The organism is Schaalia naturae (assembly GCF_042665795.1).
Classification (GTDB): Bacteria; Actinomycetota; Actinomycetes; order Actinomycetales; family Actinomycetaceae; genus Pauljensenia; species Pauljensenia naturae.
On the sequence record NZ_JBHTEF010000001.1, the window covers coordinates 1,172,857 to 1,186,781 of the forward strand.

Below are 13,925 nucleotides of genomic sequence, written 5' to 3' on the forward strand. Positions count from 1 at the left end.
TGCGCCTCGTCGCCGACGGCCCGGGGGGCGCCCCGACGGCGGCGGTCGGCGCGGCCGGGCCGCGGCGGCACGTTCGCGCTCAGCGCGCGGTGTCGAAGAGGACCCCGCCCGCGTCGAGCACGCGGGCCCGGGGCTCCGGCCCGCCGAGGTCGACCTCGAGGAGAAGACGCTGCCCCTCCCCGGACCCTGAGACCTCCCATACGGCGTGCTCGTTGGCGAGCTCACGGGAGACCGTCGCGGCGCGGACGAGCCACGGGTGGCGTCGTCGCAGGCCGACCATGTCCTGGTAGCGGCGCATCATGCGGGCTCCTTGCGCGTCGGGGGGCATCGCCGCCGGGCGGTCGGGGAACTCGGGCCGCACGGCGTCGTCGCCCCCGGGGCGGTCCTCCTTGACGCCGGTCATCGCCAGCTCGTCGCCCGCGTAGATCACCGGCATCCCGCCCGACGCCAGGAGGATCGCCGCGGCGACGGCCGCGCCCTCGCCGCCCACCCGAGAGGCGATGCGCGTGACATCGTGATTGCCCACGAAGGTCGTGGGGACGAAAGAGCCCAGGAAGGCGTTGTGCCGTTGGAACGCCCAGTCCAGCTCGAACAGGTTCCGCGACTCGATGGAGCTCCAGATGGCCTTCCACAGCTCGTACTGGGTGACGGAGTCGAGGGTGGACTCCTCCACGATGGCCGCGTAGTCGCCATGGATGACCTCGCCGATCGCCAGGACCCGCGGGAACCGGCCGCGCACCCGTTGGAGGACCCGCGCCCAGAACGAGGGGGGCACCGCGTAGGCGGCATCCATCCGCCAGGCGTCGACACCGAGGGAGCACCAGTGCTCCATGACCCGCGCGACCAGGTCGACGACCGCCGGGCTCGAGTGGTCGAGTTCGACGAGGATGTCATGGCCCTCGAACACCCGGGGCCGCGGCCCCCCGGACGCCCCGGCGTCCCACGCGATCATGCGTCCGGCGTCGGAGTCGGGTCCCTCGCAGCGGGCGCGGCGCGCCAGCGGATGGTCCCGCGAGATGTGGTTGAACACCCCGTCGCACATCACGCGCATTCCGCGCCGGTGGCACTGGTCGACCAGATGCGAGAAGTCCGCCTGGTCCCCCAGGCGGGGATCCACGCGGAAGTGGTCGAGCGTGTCGTATCCGTGGGTGGCCGATCGGAAGACGGGGCCCAGCTGGATGCCGTTGGCCCCCAGCGATCGCGCGTGGTCCAGCCAGGCCTCGACCCGGCCCAGGCGGTGGGCGGAAGGGGCCCCCGGGTCCATCGTCGGCGGGGCGCCCGTGAACCCCAGTGGATACAGGTGCCACCAGATCGCATGGCGCATCGCCCCGGGGATCCTGTCAGCCTCCACGATCCGTCCTCTCCTCAGACGCTCCGCATGTCCGGGCCCCGACCCCGGAATCCGGCCGGGCGCCCGCTGATACGATGGCGGCATGGAGATCATCGTGCCGGACCACCCGCTCATCGCCCACAAATTGTCCGTCCTCAGGGACCGGCGCACCAACTCGGCGACCTTCCGCGCGATCGTCAGCGAGTTGATGACTCTCCTGGCCTATGAGGCGACCCGAACCGTCACCGTGGAGCCTGTCACGATCGAGACCCCGATCGCCACCGCGCAGGGACGCACGCTGGCGGGGCCCCGTCCGGTCGTGGTCCCGATCCTGCGCGCCGGCCTGGGGATGCTCGACGGCATGACGGAGCTCCTGCCCACCGCCGAGGTCGGCTTCCTCGGGATGCAGCGCGACGACGACACGCTCAAGATCACGACCTACGCCAACCGGCTGCCCGAGAACCTCGCCGACCGCCAGTGCTTCATCCTGGACCCGATGCTCGCCACGGGGAGCACGATCATCACCGCCGTGGAGTTCCTGCTGGGCATGGGGGCACGCGACGTGACCGTCGTGTCCCTGGTGGCGGCCGCGCCCGGGCTCACCGCGGTCGAGGAGGCCGTCGGCCATCGCGCCAACGTCACCATCGTCGTCGCGGCGGTGGACCCCGAGCTCAACGAGCGCAACTACATCGTCCCCGGCCTGGGCGACGCCGGCGACCGCCTGTACGGCATCGTCAAGTAGCCGGACACCCTCGGCGGGCGGCCGGCGTCCGCCGAGGACCCGGCCCTCTCTCAGCCGGCGAGGTGCACGAGGCAGCCCGCGGCCCGCAGCTGGTTGATCGCCGCCCGCGTCGCCGCGCGATGCGGGACCTCCGTCACGACGCCGGCGGGGGGGATGACCGGCACCCAGTTCGCGAAGGCCTGCTCCGCACGGAACTTCGACTCGTCGACGACGATCCAGCTGCGACGCGAGCGCTGGAGGATCCGGCTCTTGAACATCGCCTGCTCGAGTTCGGGGTAGTTCGCCCCCCTGACCCCGTCGAGGAACTCCGTTCCCAGGAACGAGACGTCCGGGGTGAGGTGGTCGAGCACGGAGTCGGCCTGCGCGCCCAGGAAGCTCGCGCTCCGGCGACGCAGGACGCCGCCGAGGACGATCACCTTGGGCTCCCCCTCGGCGAGCTCGAGCAGTGCGGCCAGCCCACCGACCACCACCGTGAGGTCTCGCCGCCCGCTCAGCGCCCGGGCGACCGCCGCGGGCGTCGTGCCGGCGTCGATGTAGACCGTGTCGCCGTCGCTCACCAGGTTCTCGGCCGCGAAGTCCCCGATGCGTTGCTTCGCCGCCGCATGGGTCTCGCCCTTCTCCCTCCACCCGAACTCGACCGGCCGCGACGCGGCGGCCCCGCCGAAGACCCTGAGGAGCTCCCCCGACCCCTCCAGGGTGCGCAGGTCGCGCCTGATCGTCGCCTCCGAGACGCCGAACTCCTCGGTGAGGTCCGCGACCGAGGCGCTTCCCTCACGTTCGCGCAGCCACGCCGCCATCGACGCGCGGCGTTCCTTCGTCTTCCTGCTCGTGCGTCGGGAGGAGGCGCGCGGAGCGTTCTCGACTGGCATTCTCGACCTCATCCTGGGACAGACATGTCTGGGGGCATCGCCCCAAATCTAGATCATCGAGGTCGGGCCCGGCGCTCACAGGGCCGGGGCGAAGCGCTCGTAGACCCCTCCCCGGTCCAGCGCCGTATAGAGGACGCGCCTCCTGTCGAGGATCTCCCGATAGGTCTGGTGGGCGTGGGCTTCCGGGACGAACCGGGCGCCCTCTCCCGGGCAGACGGTGCGGAACGCCTCCTCGTAGGTGCCGGCGGCCCCCAGGGACACCAGGGACGACATCACCGCGCCCAGGGAGGTCGCCTCGGGGTTCTCGTACCGGATGACCGCGTGCCCCGTCGCGTCGGCCTGGATCTGGTTGAACACCGGCGACGTCGACATGCCGCCGGCGACGGTCAGCTCGTCGACGGGGCCTGCGGCCCCCTCGATGATCTCGAGGTTCTCGGCGATCTCCAGGCTGATTCCCTCGAGGACGGCCCGGCAGATGTCGCCGCGGGACGTGCCGATCGAGAGGTTGAAGAGCACGCCCTTGGCCAGGTCGTTCCAGTTCGGAGCCGCCGAGCCCTCGAAGTGCGGGAGCAGGACGACCCCGTTGGCGCCGATCGGGGACTCCGCGGCCAGGGCGTCCATCTGCGGGTAGCCGATCGCGGCCGGCCCGCCGTAGTGGCCCCGAAGCCACCGGTAGATCGCGCCGGTGTTGAAGACGCCGGCCTCGAGGATCCACTTGCCGGGCACGGCGGACGCGCTGCACAGGATCTTCGCCTCCGCGTGGTGGGCGGGGCGCTCCGAGTGGGCGATCGTGAACGTGCCCGTCCCGGTGTTCGCCTCGGCGTGGCCGGCCGAGAAGACGTTGAGCGCGAGGGCGGCGCACTGCTGGTCGCCGCCGCAGACGATGACGGGGAGGCCCTCGGGGAGGTTGACGGGGCGGGCCATGCTGCGGCGGAGCCCCCCCTCCACGCTGGATCCCGGCGCGACGAGGTCGGGCAGCTTCGAGGAGTCGATGCCCGAGGCCTCGAGGATCGACTGCTCCCACTCGAAGGTCTCGATGTCGAGGAGCATCGTGCGGGCCGCCTGCGTCCAGTCGGTGACGAACTGCCCGGTGAGCAGATAGACGACGTAGTCCTGGACGCCCAGGAGCTTCTCCGCGCTCCGGTAGACGTCGGGACGCTCCTCGCGGAACCACATCATCTTCGGCAGCGAGAAGTACGGGTTCGGGCGGAGGCCGGTGAGCCGGTAGAGCTCGCCGAACCCCATCGCCTCGACCAGGGTCCCGACCTGAGGCGCGCTCCGCTTGTCCTGCCACGTGACGGCGTGGTGCAACGGGAACCCCGTGGCGTCCACGGGGATGACCGAGGCCCGCTGGGAGGTGATCGCGAGGCAGGCGATCGCCAGGGTGTGCTCCCTGGCGTAGGCGCCCGCCTCCGCGAGGACGTTGAGGAGCCCCAGGCGCCAGTCGGCGGGGTCCTGCTCGACGAGGCCGGGGGGCGTGAACTTCGCCTCGTACTCGTAGGACGACTCGAACAGGGCCCTGCCGTCCGTGGTGTAGATGATCGCCCTGATGCTCATCGTGCCGACGTCCAGCGCGATGACATGATCTTCGCCGCTCATCGGTGTGTGTCCTCTCTCCGGGATCGCGCGCACGCCGCCGTCATCGGACGACCAGGCCGACGAGGAGCGTTCCCAGCAGGGCCATGACGGAGGCGATCGTCGTCGCCGCCGTCCACGTCTTGAAGGTGTCCTTCAGCGGCATGCCGAAGTACTCCTTGACGATCCAGAACCCCGAATCGTTGACGTGGGACAGCCCGATGCCGCCGGCCCCCACGGCCAGGCACATCACGGCGGGGCTCACGCCGCTGCTGGCGATCAGCGGCGCGACGATGCCCGCCGACGTCACCATCGCGACCGTGGTGGAGCCCACGGCGAAGCGCATGACCAGGGCGACGAGCCATGCCATGACGATCGGGCTGAGGTGGATGTCCGTGAGGACCTCCGCCAGCGCATCGCCCACGCCGGAGTCCTGGAGGACCTGGTTGAATGCGCCGCCGGCGCCGATGATCAGCAGGATCGAGGCGACCGGCTTGAAGCACTCCTCCGTGAGCTTCCCGATGCGCTCCATGTTCATCCCGCGCGCGAGTCCCAGAGACCAGTAGGCGAACAGCGCCGAGAGCAGCAGGGCCGTGATCGGGTTGCCGACGAAGTCGACGAAGCCGAGGTAGGCGGCGCCCTCGGGCGCCAGCAGGTCGACGATGGTCTTGACCACCATGATGATCATCGGCAGGAGGATCGTGAACAGCGTGATCCCGAAGCCGGGGAGCTTCTCCTCGGGGATGACCTCGTCGATGACGAGGTCCGCGGGCGGATCGGTCACCGTCCTCCGGGAGACCCAGTTCCCATAGACCGGACCGGCTATGATGACGGCCGGAATGCCCACGAGCAGGCTGAGGACGATGACGGTCCCGACGTCGGCGCCGAGCTGGTTGACGACCGCCAGCGCCGCGGGGTGCGGGGGCACCATCGCGTGGACGGTGATCAGGGAGGCCACGACCGGGATGCCGATCTTCACCAGCGACATGTTCGCCTGCTTGGCGATGCTGAAGATCACGGGGATCAGCAGGACGAACCCGACTTGGAAGAACACGGGGATGCCGCAGAGGAAGCCGACGACCATCATGGCCCAGGGCGCCCGCTTCTCTCCGAAGACCCGCACGAGCGTCTGGGCGAGCCGCTGGGCTCCGCCGGAGACCTCGAGCATCTTGCCGAGGATCGTGCCCAGGCCCAGGACCGTGGCGAGGAAGCCCAGTGTGCTCCCCATGCCGTTCTGGAAGGAGACCGCCACGTCTGACAGCGGCATCCCCGCCGCGATGCCCAGCGCCAGGCCCGCGATCGTCAGCGCGACGAAGGCGTTGAGCCTCAGTTTCATGATGAGGAAGACGATGAGGACGATCGACAGGAGGAGGATCGCCATCAGGTAGGTGACATTCATTGGCTCATACCTTTCACAAGCTCCATTGCTCTTCTGGTCTTGCAGGTGCGGCGCCCATCGGGGCGCCGCACCCCGTCCCCGCTCGCGGCGGCGCGAGGGGGCTCGGGCGGGTCGTCGTCGGCCCGGCCGGCCGGTCAGCGGGTGAACAGGCCGATCTGCTCCTCGACGGTTCCCCGGACCGAATCGACGACGACCCCGGACAGCGTCGAGAGATGCGGGGCCCGCTGCCCGGCCAGGCTGTCCCGGAGGCGCTGGACGGCCGAGGCGGAGATCTCCGTGTTGACGTTGATCTTCGTGATGCCCTCGGCGATGCACTCGCGCAGGACGTCCGGCGGCGTGCCCGACCCCCCGTGGAGGACGAGGGGGACCGGCGTGCTCCGGCGGATCTCTTTCAGGACGTCGACCCGGATCTTGGGCGTGCCCTTGTAGGAGCCGTGGACCGTCCCGATGGAGACCGCCAGCGCGTCGACGCCCGTCTCCCCGGCGAACAGCGCCGCCTGTCCGGGATCCGTGTAGATCTGGCGGGAGTCCCGATCGCCCTCCTGCGAGTCGGCCGCCGCCGAGAGCGAGCCGAGCTCGGCCTCGACGCTGACCCCCAGCGCATGCGCGACCTCGACGACCCGCCTCGTGCGGGAGAGGTTCTCCTCGAAGGGCAGGGCGGACCCGTCGAACATCACGGAGGTGAAGCCCGCCCGCATCGCGCGGTAGACGTTGTCCTCCGACTTGCAGTGGTCGAGGTGGATGACGTGGTCGGCGGGCACGACGCGGGCGACCGCGCGGCACATGGCGACGACGGTCTCAAGATCCAGCTGCGCGAGGTAGCGTTCGCCGAAGGCGACGATGACGGGCGCTCCCGTGGAGGCCCCGGCCTCGAGGACGCCGCGGACCGTCTCATAGGAGTAGACGTTGAAGCTGCCGATCGCCCGCCCTTCCGTGCGGGCCTCGTCGAGCAGGGGCGTCAGGTTGCGGACCATGGCTCAGCCCTCCCTGACGGCGCTGAGCCACTCGGCGAAGCGCGGATCGTCCAGGACCCCCGGGTTCACCAGGCCCTGGGGGGCGTCCCCGGCGAGCAGGCGCGCGATGTCCTGCATGAGCAGGTAGGGCGAGTTCGTCAGCGCATCGGCGGTGGTGCCCGCGAGGTGAGTGGTGAGGGTGACGTTGTCGAGGCCCAGCAGCGGGCTGTCCTCCGGGATCGGCTCGGTCTCGAAGACGTCCAGGGCGGCTCCGGCGATCCTCCCGTCCGAAAGGGCGGCCGCCAGGGCGCCCTCGTCGATGAGACCCGCGCGCGCCGTGTTGACGAGGATGGCGGTCGGCTTCATCCGCGCGATCTGAGCGGCGCCGATCATCCCCTTGTTCTGGTCGCTCAGGCGCGCATGCAGGGAGATGATGTCCGAGCGCTCCAGGAGTTCGTCCAGCCCGACGGGCTCCACGCCGGCCGACCTCAGCGCCGTCTCGTCGGCGAAGGGGTCGTGGACGATGATGTCGACGTCGAACCCGGACAGCTTCCGCGCGACCAGGGCGCCGATGTGCCCGAAGCCGACCAGCCCGATCGTGCGGCCGTGGAGCTCGGGGACGATGTCGGAGTTGGAGAAGGTCTTCCTCCACGTCCCCGACTTCACCGCCTGGTGGGCTCGGGCGATGTTGCGCGCCTCGGCCAGCATCATCCCGATGGCGTAGTCGGAGACGGCGTGGGCGTTGCGCCCCATGACGTGGAAGACGGCAATCCCCCGTCGCGTCGCCGCCTCCACGTTGACGTTCTCCACTCCGGCGCGGCACACGCCGACGAGCCGCAGCTGCGCCATCGCGTCGAGGAGCGTCGAGGAGACGGGGACGAACAGCCCGGCGAGGATCTCCGCATCCGATCCGGCGCCGAGGGCGGCCTCGGGCACGGATTCGATCTCCGGCCCCCGTTTCTCGACCTCGAGGCGGCGGTGCTGGAGCTCGCCCCAGTCCGACTCCCAGTCATCGGCGACGATCTGGTCGCCCAACCCGGACAGATGCTTCGCCCACGCGGCCTCGAAGCCTCCGACGGGGATCATGGCATCGCCCAGCAGCAGCGCCTTGACGGTCTTCATTGACGTTCCTCCACACACTCAGCAACATAAACTGACGAACGTGGTCATCTTATGTTGCCAAGACTGACTATGTCAATCATTCTTTGGGGAGGCGGTCGGTCCTCCTCAGGTGAGAGTGAGCGGGTCGATCACATCGGCGACGATCAGGAGGACGGTCATCGCCATGAGCGCCGCCGCGACCGCATAGGACAGCGGCATGAGCCGCGCCGTGTCGGACGGCCCCGGATCCGGCGTGCCGCGCAAGCGCGCCCATGTCCGGCGGACGCCCTCGTGGACGGCGCCCGCGACGTGTCCTCCGTCCAGGGGCGGCAAAGGGATCAGGTTGAAGACGAACAGGGCCATGTTGAGCGAGGCCAGGAGCGAGGCCAGCGCGCTGGCGGTCTGCCGCCAGCCGCCCGCCGCGGCGCCCGTGCCCGCCGCACCCGTCGCCGTGATCTCGCCGGCCAGCCGACCGACCCCGACCACGGACATCACGCCCGCGGGGTCGCGCTGGGCGCCGGTCGCCGTCGACACCGCGACGTCCCACATCGCCTGCGGGAGCCGCGCGATGACGCCGAGGGTACCGGTGAACAGCTCCCACACGGCCTCGCCGGCCTGCGCGAGCGTCGCTGGCGCATAGTCCTCGCCCGCGACGATGCCCGCCACCCATCCGCCGTCCGCGCCCCGCACCGCAGTGACCGTGAGCTCCACGGGATCCCCGTCCCGGGAGACGTCCACCGGGCAGGGCGCTCCCTCCGAGGCGGCGATCGCCCCGCGGACGTCGTCCCAGGTCGGGGTGTCCGTCTGGCACCACGAAAGGACCGTGTCCCCCGCGCGCATCCCGGCCTGGCGGGCAGGAGCCGGGATAGTCTCCCCCGATGCCGTGGCGACCGCGTCCTCCACGCCCTGCAGGGTGGTCGAGGGCGTCGCCCGGCCGATGCCCAGCAGGACCGCCGCGACCAGCGCGACGCAGATCAAGAGGTTGACCGCCGGCCCGCCCAGCATGACGACCGCCTTGCGGGAGGCGGGCAGCTCGTGGAAGGCGCGGGCGCCCTCGGGGATCTCCTCGCTGCTGGCCCGGCGGGCCTGCTCGGCCAGGGTCGGTCGGCTCCTGCGGTTCGTCACGCGGGTGCCGGGGCGCGCGGGGGCGAACATGCCGGAGATGCGGACGTATCCGCCCAGCGGGATCGCCCGGAGCACGACGGTTGTTCCGCGCCACGGTCGCCGGGCCAGCGCCGGCCCGAAGCCGACCGAGTACTCGGGGACATGGACGCCGAAGCGCCGGGCCGGGATCAGGTGCCCGAGCTCGTGCAGGGCGATCGAGGCCAGGACCCCGGCCACGACGACGAGGATCCCGACCAGCGAGTTCACGCGCCCCGTCCCTCCCGGCGGCGGCCCGCGGCCTCCCTGGCGTGCGCCCGCGCCCAGTCCTCGACCGCGAGGATCTCCTCCAGGGTCGGATCCGCCACGCCCTCATGGGCCTCGACGACCTCCGTCAGCGCGTCGACGATCCCCAGCCACGGGAGCCGTCCGCCCAGGAAGGCGTCGACCAGGACCTCGTTGGCGGCGTTCAGCACCGCGGGGTGGGTGGCCGAGGCGGAGACGGCGTGCCGCGCCAGCCCGATCGCGGGGAAGGTCTCGGCGTCGACCGGCTCGAAGGTCCACGCCTGCGCGGCGTCCCAGCGCAGCGGGTCCTCGACGTGGGCGAGGCGTTCCGGCCAGGCGAGGCCCAGGGCGATCGGCAGACGCATGTCGGGGGGGAGGCCTGGGCGATGGTCGCCCCGTCGCGCCACGTCACCATCGAGTGGACCACCGACTGGGGGTGGACGACCGTGAGGATGCGCTCGGGATCCAGGTCGAAGAGCAGGTGGGCCTCGATGAGCTCCAGACCCTTGTTCACCAGGGTCGAGGAGTTGATCGTCACCACCGGGCCCATCGACCATGTCGGGTGCGCGAGCGCCTCCCCCGGCGTCACTTCGGCCAGGGACGCCCTCGTCCGTCCGCGGAACGGGCCCCCGGAGGCGGTGAGGACCAGGGACGCCACCTCGCTGCGCCCGCTGACGACGGGCGAGGTCAGACCCCGCTCGTGGACGCCCGCGGCCAGGGACTGGGCGATCGCGGAATGCTCCGAGTCGACGGGCACGATCTGGCCTGGGCGCACCATCGCGCGCCGGACCAGCGCCCCGCCCACCACCAGCGACTCCTTGTTGGCCAGCGCGAGCGTGGCCCCCGCGCGCAGCGCGGCCAGCGTCGGCTCCAGGCCCACTCCCCCGGTGATCCCGTTGAGCACCGTCGCACGGGGGAAGGAGCCCGCCAGTTGGGTCGCCGCCTGCGGCCCCACCAGGATCTCGGGATGATAGCCCTCGACGGCGAGCCCCGGGTGGCGCGCGCCCAGCAGCTGGCGCAGCGACGAGGGCGTCCCCGCCGCCAGCGCCACGACCTCGGGGCGCCACCTGGCCGTCTGGTCCGCGAGACGCTCAAGGTGCCCACCCCCGGCGGCGAGCCCGCGCACCCGGAAACGTCCGGGATGGAAGGCGATGACGTCGAGCGCCTGCGTGCCGATCGAGCCCGTCGACCCGAGCAGGACCACGTCGCGGGGGGTCCCGCCGGGCAGGTCCCCCTGCCGGGGCGCGGTCCGGGGCATCGTCAGCTGACCGCCAGGAGGATCTCGACGGCGCGACCCAGGTAGGCGTCCACCGCGCCCTCCGCATAGGCGCGCGATCCCTTGCGCGCGGGGAACACCGCGTGGCGGATCTCGTCGGCGGTGATCTCGGCGCGGTCGTCGAAGTAGTCCGCGAGGCGGTCCAGCAGATCGTCCACCGGCTCCGCGTCGTAGCCGCGACCGCGCTCCGGATGCGCGAAGCGCTCCCCCCGGGGCCGCAGGAGGCGCGGGTAGAGCGTCGTCGCGCGGTCGGCGACCCGCTCGTACCAGGCGGACTCCCCGTTGACCGCGATGTGGTCCGCGCGGTCGCGCTGGACGAAGGCCGCTTCGAGCCGGTTCATCGCCGCATCGACGGCGTCGATGCGGTATCCGTGCCGCTTGAGCGGGAACGTCGCCTGGCGCACTTGCTCCGCGCTGAAGCGCTCGGCCGGCACGCCTCCCTCGTAGGCGCGGCGCGCCTCCTCGAAAAACTGGTCGACCAGGTCCGGGTCGTACCCTTTCCGGAAGAAGCTGACGCCCGGGAACGCGTCGTTCATCGTGCCTCCTGTGTGTCCGCCGGTGTGCCTGCGGGGGTCGGGGCCCGGCCCGCGCGCCTGCGCTCTCGGTCCTGCACCGCCGTGGCCAGCTGGCCGCAGGCGCCGTCGATGTCGGATCCGCGGGTGTCGCGGATCGTCGTGGGGATGCCGCTGGCACGCAGCGTCTCCACGAACACATTCTGTGCGTGGCGCGTCGACGCCGTCCAGATGGATCCAGGCGTGGGATTCAACGGGATCGGGTTCACGTGGACCCAGCCGTGGCCGCGGGCGTTGAGCTCGTCCGCCAGGAGCTGTGCCCGCCATTGTTGGTCGTTCATGTCCTTGATGAGCGCGTACTCGATGGAGACCCGGCGTCCGGTGGCGACGAAGTAGTGCCGCGCCGCGTCGAGCAGCTCGCCGACCTTCCAACGGGAGTTGATCGGGATCAGCTCGTCACGCAGGTCGTCGTCCGGCGCGTGCAGGGACACGGCGAGCGTGACGGGCAGACCCTCCCGCGCGAGCCTGCCGATGGCGGGCACGAGGCCCACGGTCGACACCGTGATGCCGCGGGCTGACATCCCGAAGCCCTCGGGGGCGGGGTCGACCAGGCGGTGGAGGGCCTGGATGAGATTGCGGTAGTTGGCCAGAGGCTCCCCCATGCCCATGAACACGACATTGGACAAATGGGTCGGCCCGCCGGCGAGCCGACCCGCCGCGCAGGCTCGATGGGCCAAGCGGACCTGGTCGATGATCTCCGCGGTCGACAGGTTGCGCGCGAGCCCCATCTGCCCGGTGGCGCAGAAGGGGCAGGCCATGCCGCAGCCCGCCTGGGAGGAGACGCACAGCGTCGTCCGTTCGGGGTAGCGCATCAGCACGGACTCGACCCGGGCGCCGTCGAAGAGCTGCCACAGGTGCTTGACCGTCCGTCCCTCATCCGCCTGCAGCGCCGTCACCTCGGTGACCAGCGGCGGGAGGAACTGCGCGACCGCGGTCCTCATCGACGCCGGGATGTCGCTCATCTCCCCGGGTTCGGCGACGTAGCGGTCGAAGTAGTGGCGGGAGAGCTGATCGGCGCGGAACGCCGGCAGGCCCGCCCGGCGCAGCGCACCCTTGCGCCCCGCCAGATCCAGGTCAGCCAGATGGGCGGGCGCCTTGCCGCGTCGTGCCGCCGTGAAGGAGAGGACCGGGCGCGCCCCGGGGGCGCTCGCCCCCTCGGGTGGCTGGTCGCTCGGGCGCACCTCGGGCCGCGCCGGGCCGCGGGGGGCCTCGAGGGCCCGCCCACGGGCGGTCTGCGGCCGCACCGGTGAATTCGTCAGCGCCATGGCCCCATCATCCCCCCATCGCCGCGCGCAGCACGAGGTAGGACACGGGCGCCGTCATCAGCAGCGAGTCCAGACGGTCCAGGATCCCGCCATGCCCGGGCAGGATGTTCGACATGTCCTTGAGACCGACCTCACGCTTGATCGTCGACTCCGTGAGATCGCCGACCGTGCCGACGAGCGCCGAGGCCACCCCCAGGACCGGGCCCCACCACCAGTCGGCGCCCAGCAGCGCCATCGCGCCCGTCCCCACCGCGCAGCAGGCCAGCACGGAGCCCGCGAAGCCCTCCCACGACTTCTTCGGGGAGATCCCCGGCGACATCGGGTGCCGCCCGAACAGCACGCCCGCCGCCCATCCGCCGATGTCGTTCGAGATCGTCACCGCGATGAAGGCCGCCACCATCCACGCCGAGCGCGAGGCGGCGAGCAGGAGCACGACGAAGGAAGCGAGGAAGGGCACGTAGACGACGGTGAACACCGAGGTGACGACGTCGCGCACGCGTCCGTCGGCCGAGCCGTCCAGCAGGCGCCAGGCGATGACGACGAACACCGTCAGGTACATCGCGATCAGCGTCGCCTCCAGTCCCAGCGTCCACGCCGACACGAGGATCCCGATGGTCCCGACGTAGATCGGGGGCATCGTCACGGACACGCCGATGCGGGCGAAGGCGCCGCCCAGCTCCCAGGCGGCCCCCAGCGCCAGGACCACGACGAGCGCGATGAACCCCGGCTGGAACAGCCACAGGGTGAGCACCACGGCGGCCACGAGCACCACCGCGGTCGTCACGGCGGCGGGGAGGTTCCGCCCGGCGCGTCCCGTCGCGGCTAGCGGCGTATGGTCCCGGCTGGGACCCGGCCGCAGAACGCGGTCGAGGAGGGACCTGGCGGAGTCGTCGGCCATCAGATCGTCAGCAGCTCGCTCTCCTTGCCGGCAAGGAGCCCGTCGATGGTGTCGATGTGCTCCCTGGTGATCGACTCGAGATGCTTCTCGGCGCGGTCGACCTCGTCCTCTCCGGCGTCGCCGTCCTTCTTGAGCCGGTCGAGCTGCTCTTTGGCCTTGCGGCGCACGCCGCGCACGGAGACGCGAGCGTCCTCGGCCTTGGCCTTGGCCTGCTTGACGTATTCGCGGCGGCGCTCCTCGGTGAGAGCCGGGAGGACCACGCGCACGACGCTGCCGTCATCGGTGGGGTTGACGCCCAGATCCGACTCCCGCAGCGCCCGGAGGATCTCCTGGGTCGCGGTGCGGTCGAAGGGGGAGATCAGCACGGTGCGAGCCTCGGGGATCTGGAAGGAGGCCAGCTGCTGCATCGGCGTGGGGACCCCGTAGTACTCCACGGGAATCTGCTGGAACATCGCCGCGTTCGCGCGCCCCGTGCGAATCGCGCCGAAGTCGGACCGCGCGACCTCGACCGCCTTGTCCATCTTGTCCTCTGCCTCGAGCAGGATGTCGTCGATCACCG

General features: G+C 71.3%; 12 protein-coding genes and 1 pseudogene. 1 reads left to right on the forward strand and 12 read right to left on the reverse strand.

Features of this window, described 5'->3' with window-relative positions:
* Positions 1 to 79: 79 nt before the first annotated feature.
* Positions 80 to 1,351, reverse strand: coding sequence for an alpha-amylase family protein (locus ACFQWG_RS05110; protein ID WP_380972777.1), 1,272 nt, complete (start codon positions 1,349 to 1,351; stop codon positions 80 to 82).
* Between the two features lie 82 nt (positions 1,352 to 1,433).
* Here ACFQWG_RS05110 and upp point away from each other — a divergent pair, with 82 nt between their 5' ends.
* Positions 1,434 to 2,072, forward strand: coding sequence for a uracil phosphoribosyltransferase (upp, locus tag ACFQWG_RS05115; protein WP_291495820.1), 639 nt, complete (start codon positions 1,434 to 1,436; stop codon positions 2,070 to 2,072).
* A 50-nt stretch (positions 2,073 to 2,122) separates the two neighbouring features.
* Here upp and ACFQWG_RS05120 read toward each other — a convergent pair whose 3' ends face one another.
* The 11 genes and pseudogenes from ACFQWG_RS05120 to frr form a co-directional block, all read right to left on the reverse strand.
* Positions 2,123 to 2,941: a DeoR/GlpR family DNA-binding transcription regulator gene (locus ACFQWG_RS05120; RefSeq protein ID WP_380972780.1), complete on the reverse strand. Its 819-nt coding sequence runs from the start codon at positions 2,939 to 2,941 to the stop codon at positions 2,123 to 2,125.
* A 75-nt stretch (positions 2,942 to 3,016) separates the two neighbouring features.
* Positions 3,017 to 4,540: an FGGY-family carbohydrate kinase gene (locus ACFQWG_RS05125; RefSeq protein ID WP_380972783.1), complete on the reverse strand. Its 1,524-nt coding sequence runs from the start codon at positions 4,538 to 4,540 to the stop codon at positions 3,017 to 3,019.
* Between the two features lie 40 nt (positions 4,541 to 4,580).
* The gene (locus ACFQWG_RS05130; protein ID WP_380972786.1) at positions 4,581 to 5,915 is read right to left on the reverse strand and encodes a GntP family permease; all 1,335 of its coding nucleotides are present in this window, start codon (positions 5,913 to 5,915) and stop codon (positions 4,581 to 4,583) included.
* Positions 5,916 to 6,049: 134 nt separating this feature from the next.
* Positions 6,050 to 6,889: a class II fructose-bisphosphate aldolase gene (locus ACFQWG_RS05135; protein WP_380972788.1), complete on the reverse strand. Its 840-nt coding sequence runs from the start codon at positions 6,887 to 6,889 to the stop codon at positions 6,050 to 6,052.
* Between the two features lie 3 nt (positions 6,890 to 6,892).
* A complete protein-coding gene (locus tag ACFQWG_RS05140; RefSeq protein WP_380972790.1) occupies positions 6,893 to 7,990 on the reverse strand; it encodes a 2-hydroxyacid dehydrogenase in 1,098 nt (365 codons plus the stop codon).
* 105 nt (positions 7,991 to 8,095) lie between these two features.
* On the reverse strand, positions 8,096 to 9,340 hold the full coding sequence (locus tag ACFQWG_RS05145) for a M50 family metallopeptidase (protein WP_380972793.1): 1,245 nt from the start codon (positions 9,338 to 9,340) through the stop codon (positions 8,096 to 8,098).
* A pseudogene (gene dxr, locus ACFQWG_RS05150) lies at positions 9,337 to 10,613 on the reverse strand (1-deoxy-D-xylulose-5-phosphate reductoisomerase). Before dxr ends, ACFQWG_RS05145 begins: the two are co-directional and overlap by 4 nt.
* A gap of 2 nt (positions 10,614 to 10,615) precedes the next feature.
* Positions 10,616 to 11,167 carry a DivIVA domain-containing protein gene (locus tag ACFQWG_RS05155; protein WP_291495835.1) on the reverse strand — a complete coding sequence of 184 codons (552 nt, stop codon included), beginning with the start codon at positions 11,165 to 11,167 and terminating at the stop codon, positions 10,616 to 10,618.
* The gene (gene rlmN / locus ACFQWG_RS05160; RefSeq protein ID WP_380972796.1) at positions 11,164 to 12,468 is read right to left on the reverse strand and encodes a 23S rRNA (adenine(2503)-C(2))-methyltransferase RlmN; all 1,305 of its coding nucleotides are present in this window, start codon (positions 12,466 to 12,468) and stop codon (positions 11,164 to 11,166) included. The genes ACFQWG_RS05155 and rlmN overlap by 4 nt, the downstream gene beginning before the upstream one ends.
* A 7-nt stretch (positions 12,469 to 12,475) precedes the next feature.
* Positions 12,476 to 13,366 carry a phosphatidate cytidylyltransferase gene (locus tag ACFQWG_RS05165; protein ID WP_380972799.1) on the reverse strand — a complete coding sequence of 297 codons (891 nt, stop codon included), beginning with the start codon at positions 13,364 to 13,366 and terminating at the stop codon, positions 12,476 to 12,478.
* Positions 13,366 to 13,923, reverse strand: a complete 558-nt coding sequence (gene frr / locus ACFQWG_RS05170; RefSeq protein ID WP_380972802.1) for a ribosome recycling factor — start codon at positions 13,921 to 13,923, stop codon at positions 13,366 to 13,368. The genes ACFQWG_RS05165 and frr overlap by 1 nt, the downstream gene beginning before the upstream one ends.
* Between the last annotated feature and the right edge of the window lie 2 nt (positions 13,924 to 13,925).

Coding starts and splice junctions, on each gene's coding strand:
- upp (WP_291495820.1), top strand. CDS start 1,434: ATGGAGATCATCGTGCCGGACCACCCGCTCATCGCCCACAAATTGTCC.
- ACFQWG_RS05120 (WP_380972780.1), bottom strand. CDS start 2,941: ATGCCAGTCGAGAACGCTCCGCGCGCCTCCTCCCGACGCACGAGCAGG.
- ACFQWG_RS05125 (WP_380972783.1), bottom strand. CDS start 4,540: ATGAGCGGCGAAGATCATGTCATCGCGCTGGACGTCGGCACGATGAGC.
- ACFQWG_RS05130 (WP_380972786.1), bottom strand. CDS start 5,915: ATGAATGTCACCTACCTGATGGCGATCCTCCTCCTGTCGATCGTCCTC.
- ACFQWG_RS05135 (WP_380972788.1), bottom strand. CDS start 6,889: ATGGTCCGCAACCTGACGCCCCTGCTCGACGAGGCCCGCACGGAAGGG.
- ACFQWG_RS05140 (WP_380972790.1), bottom strand. CDS start 7,990: ATGAAGACCGTCAAGGCGCTGCTGCTGGGCGATGCCATGATCCCCGTC.
- ACFQWG_RS05155 (WP_291495835.1), bottom strand. CDS start 11,167: ATGAACGACGCGTTCCCGGGCGTCAGCTTCTTCCGGAAAGGGTACGAC.
- rlmN (WP_380972796.1), bottom strand. CDS start 12,468: ATGGCGCTGACGAATTCACCGGTGCGGCCGCAGACCGCCCGTGGGCGG.
- ACFQWG_RS05165 (WP_380972799.1), bottom strand. CDS start 13,366: ATGGCCGACGACTCCGCCAGGTCCCTCCTCGACCGCGTTCTGCGGCCG.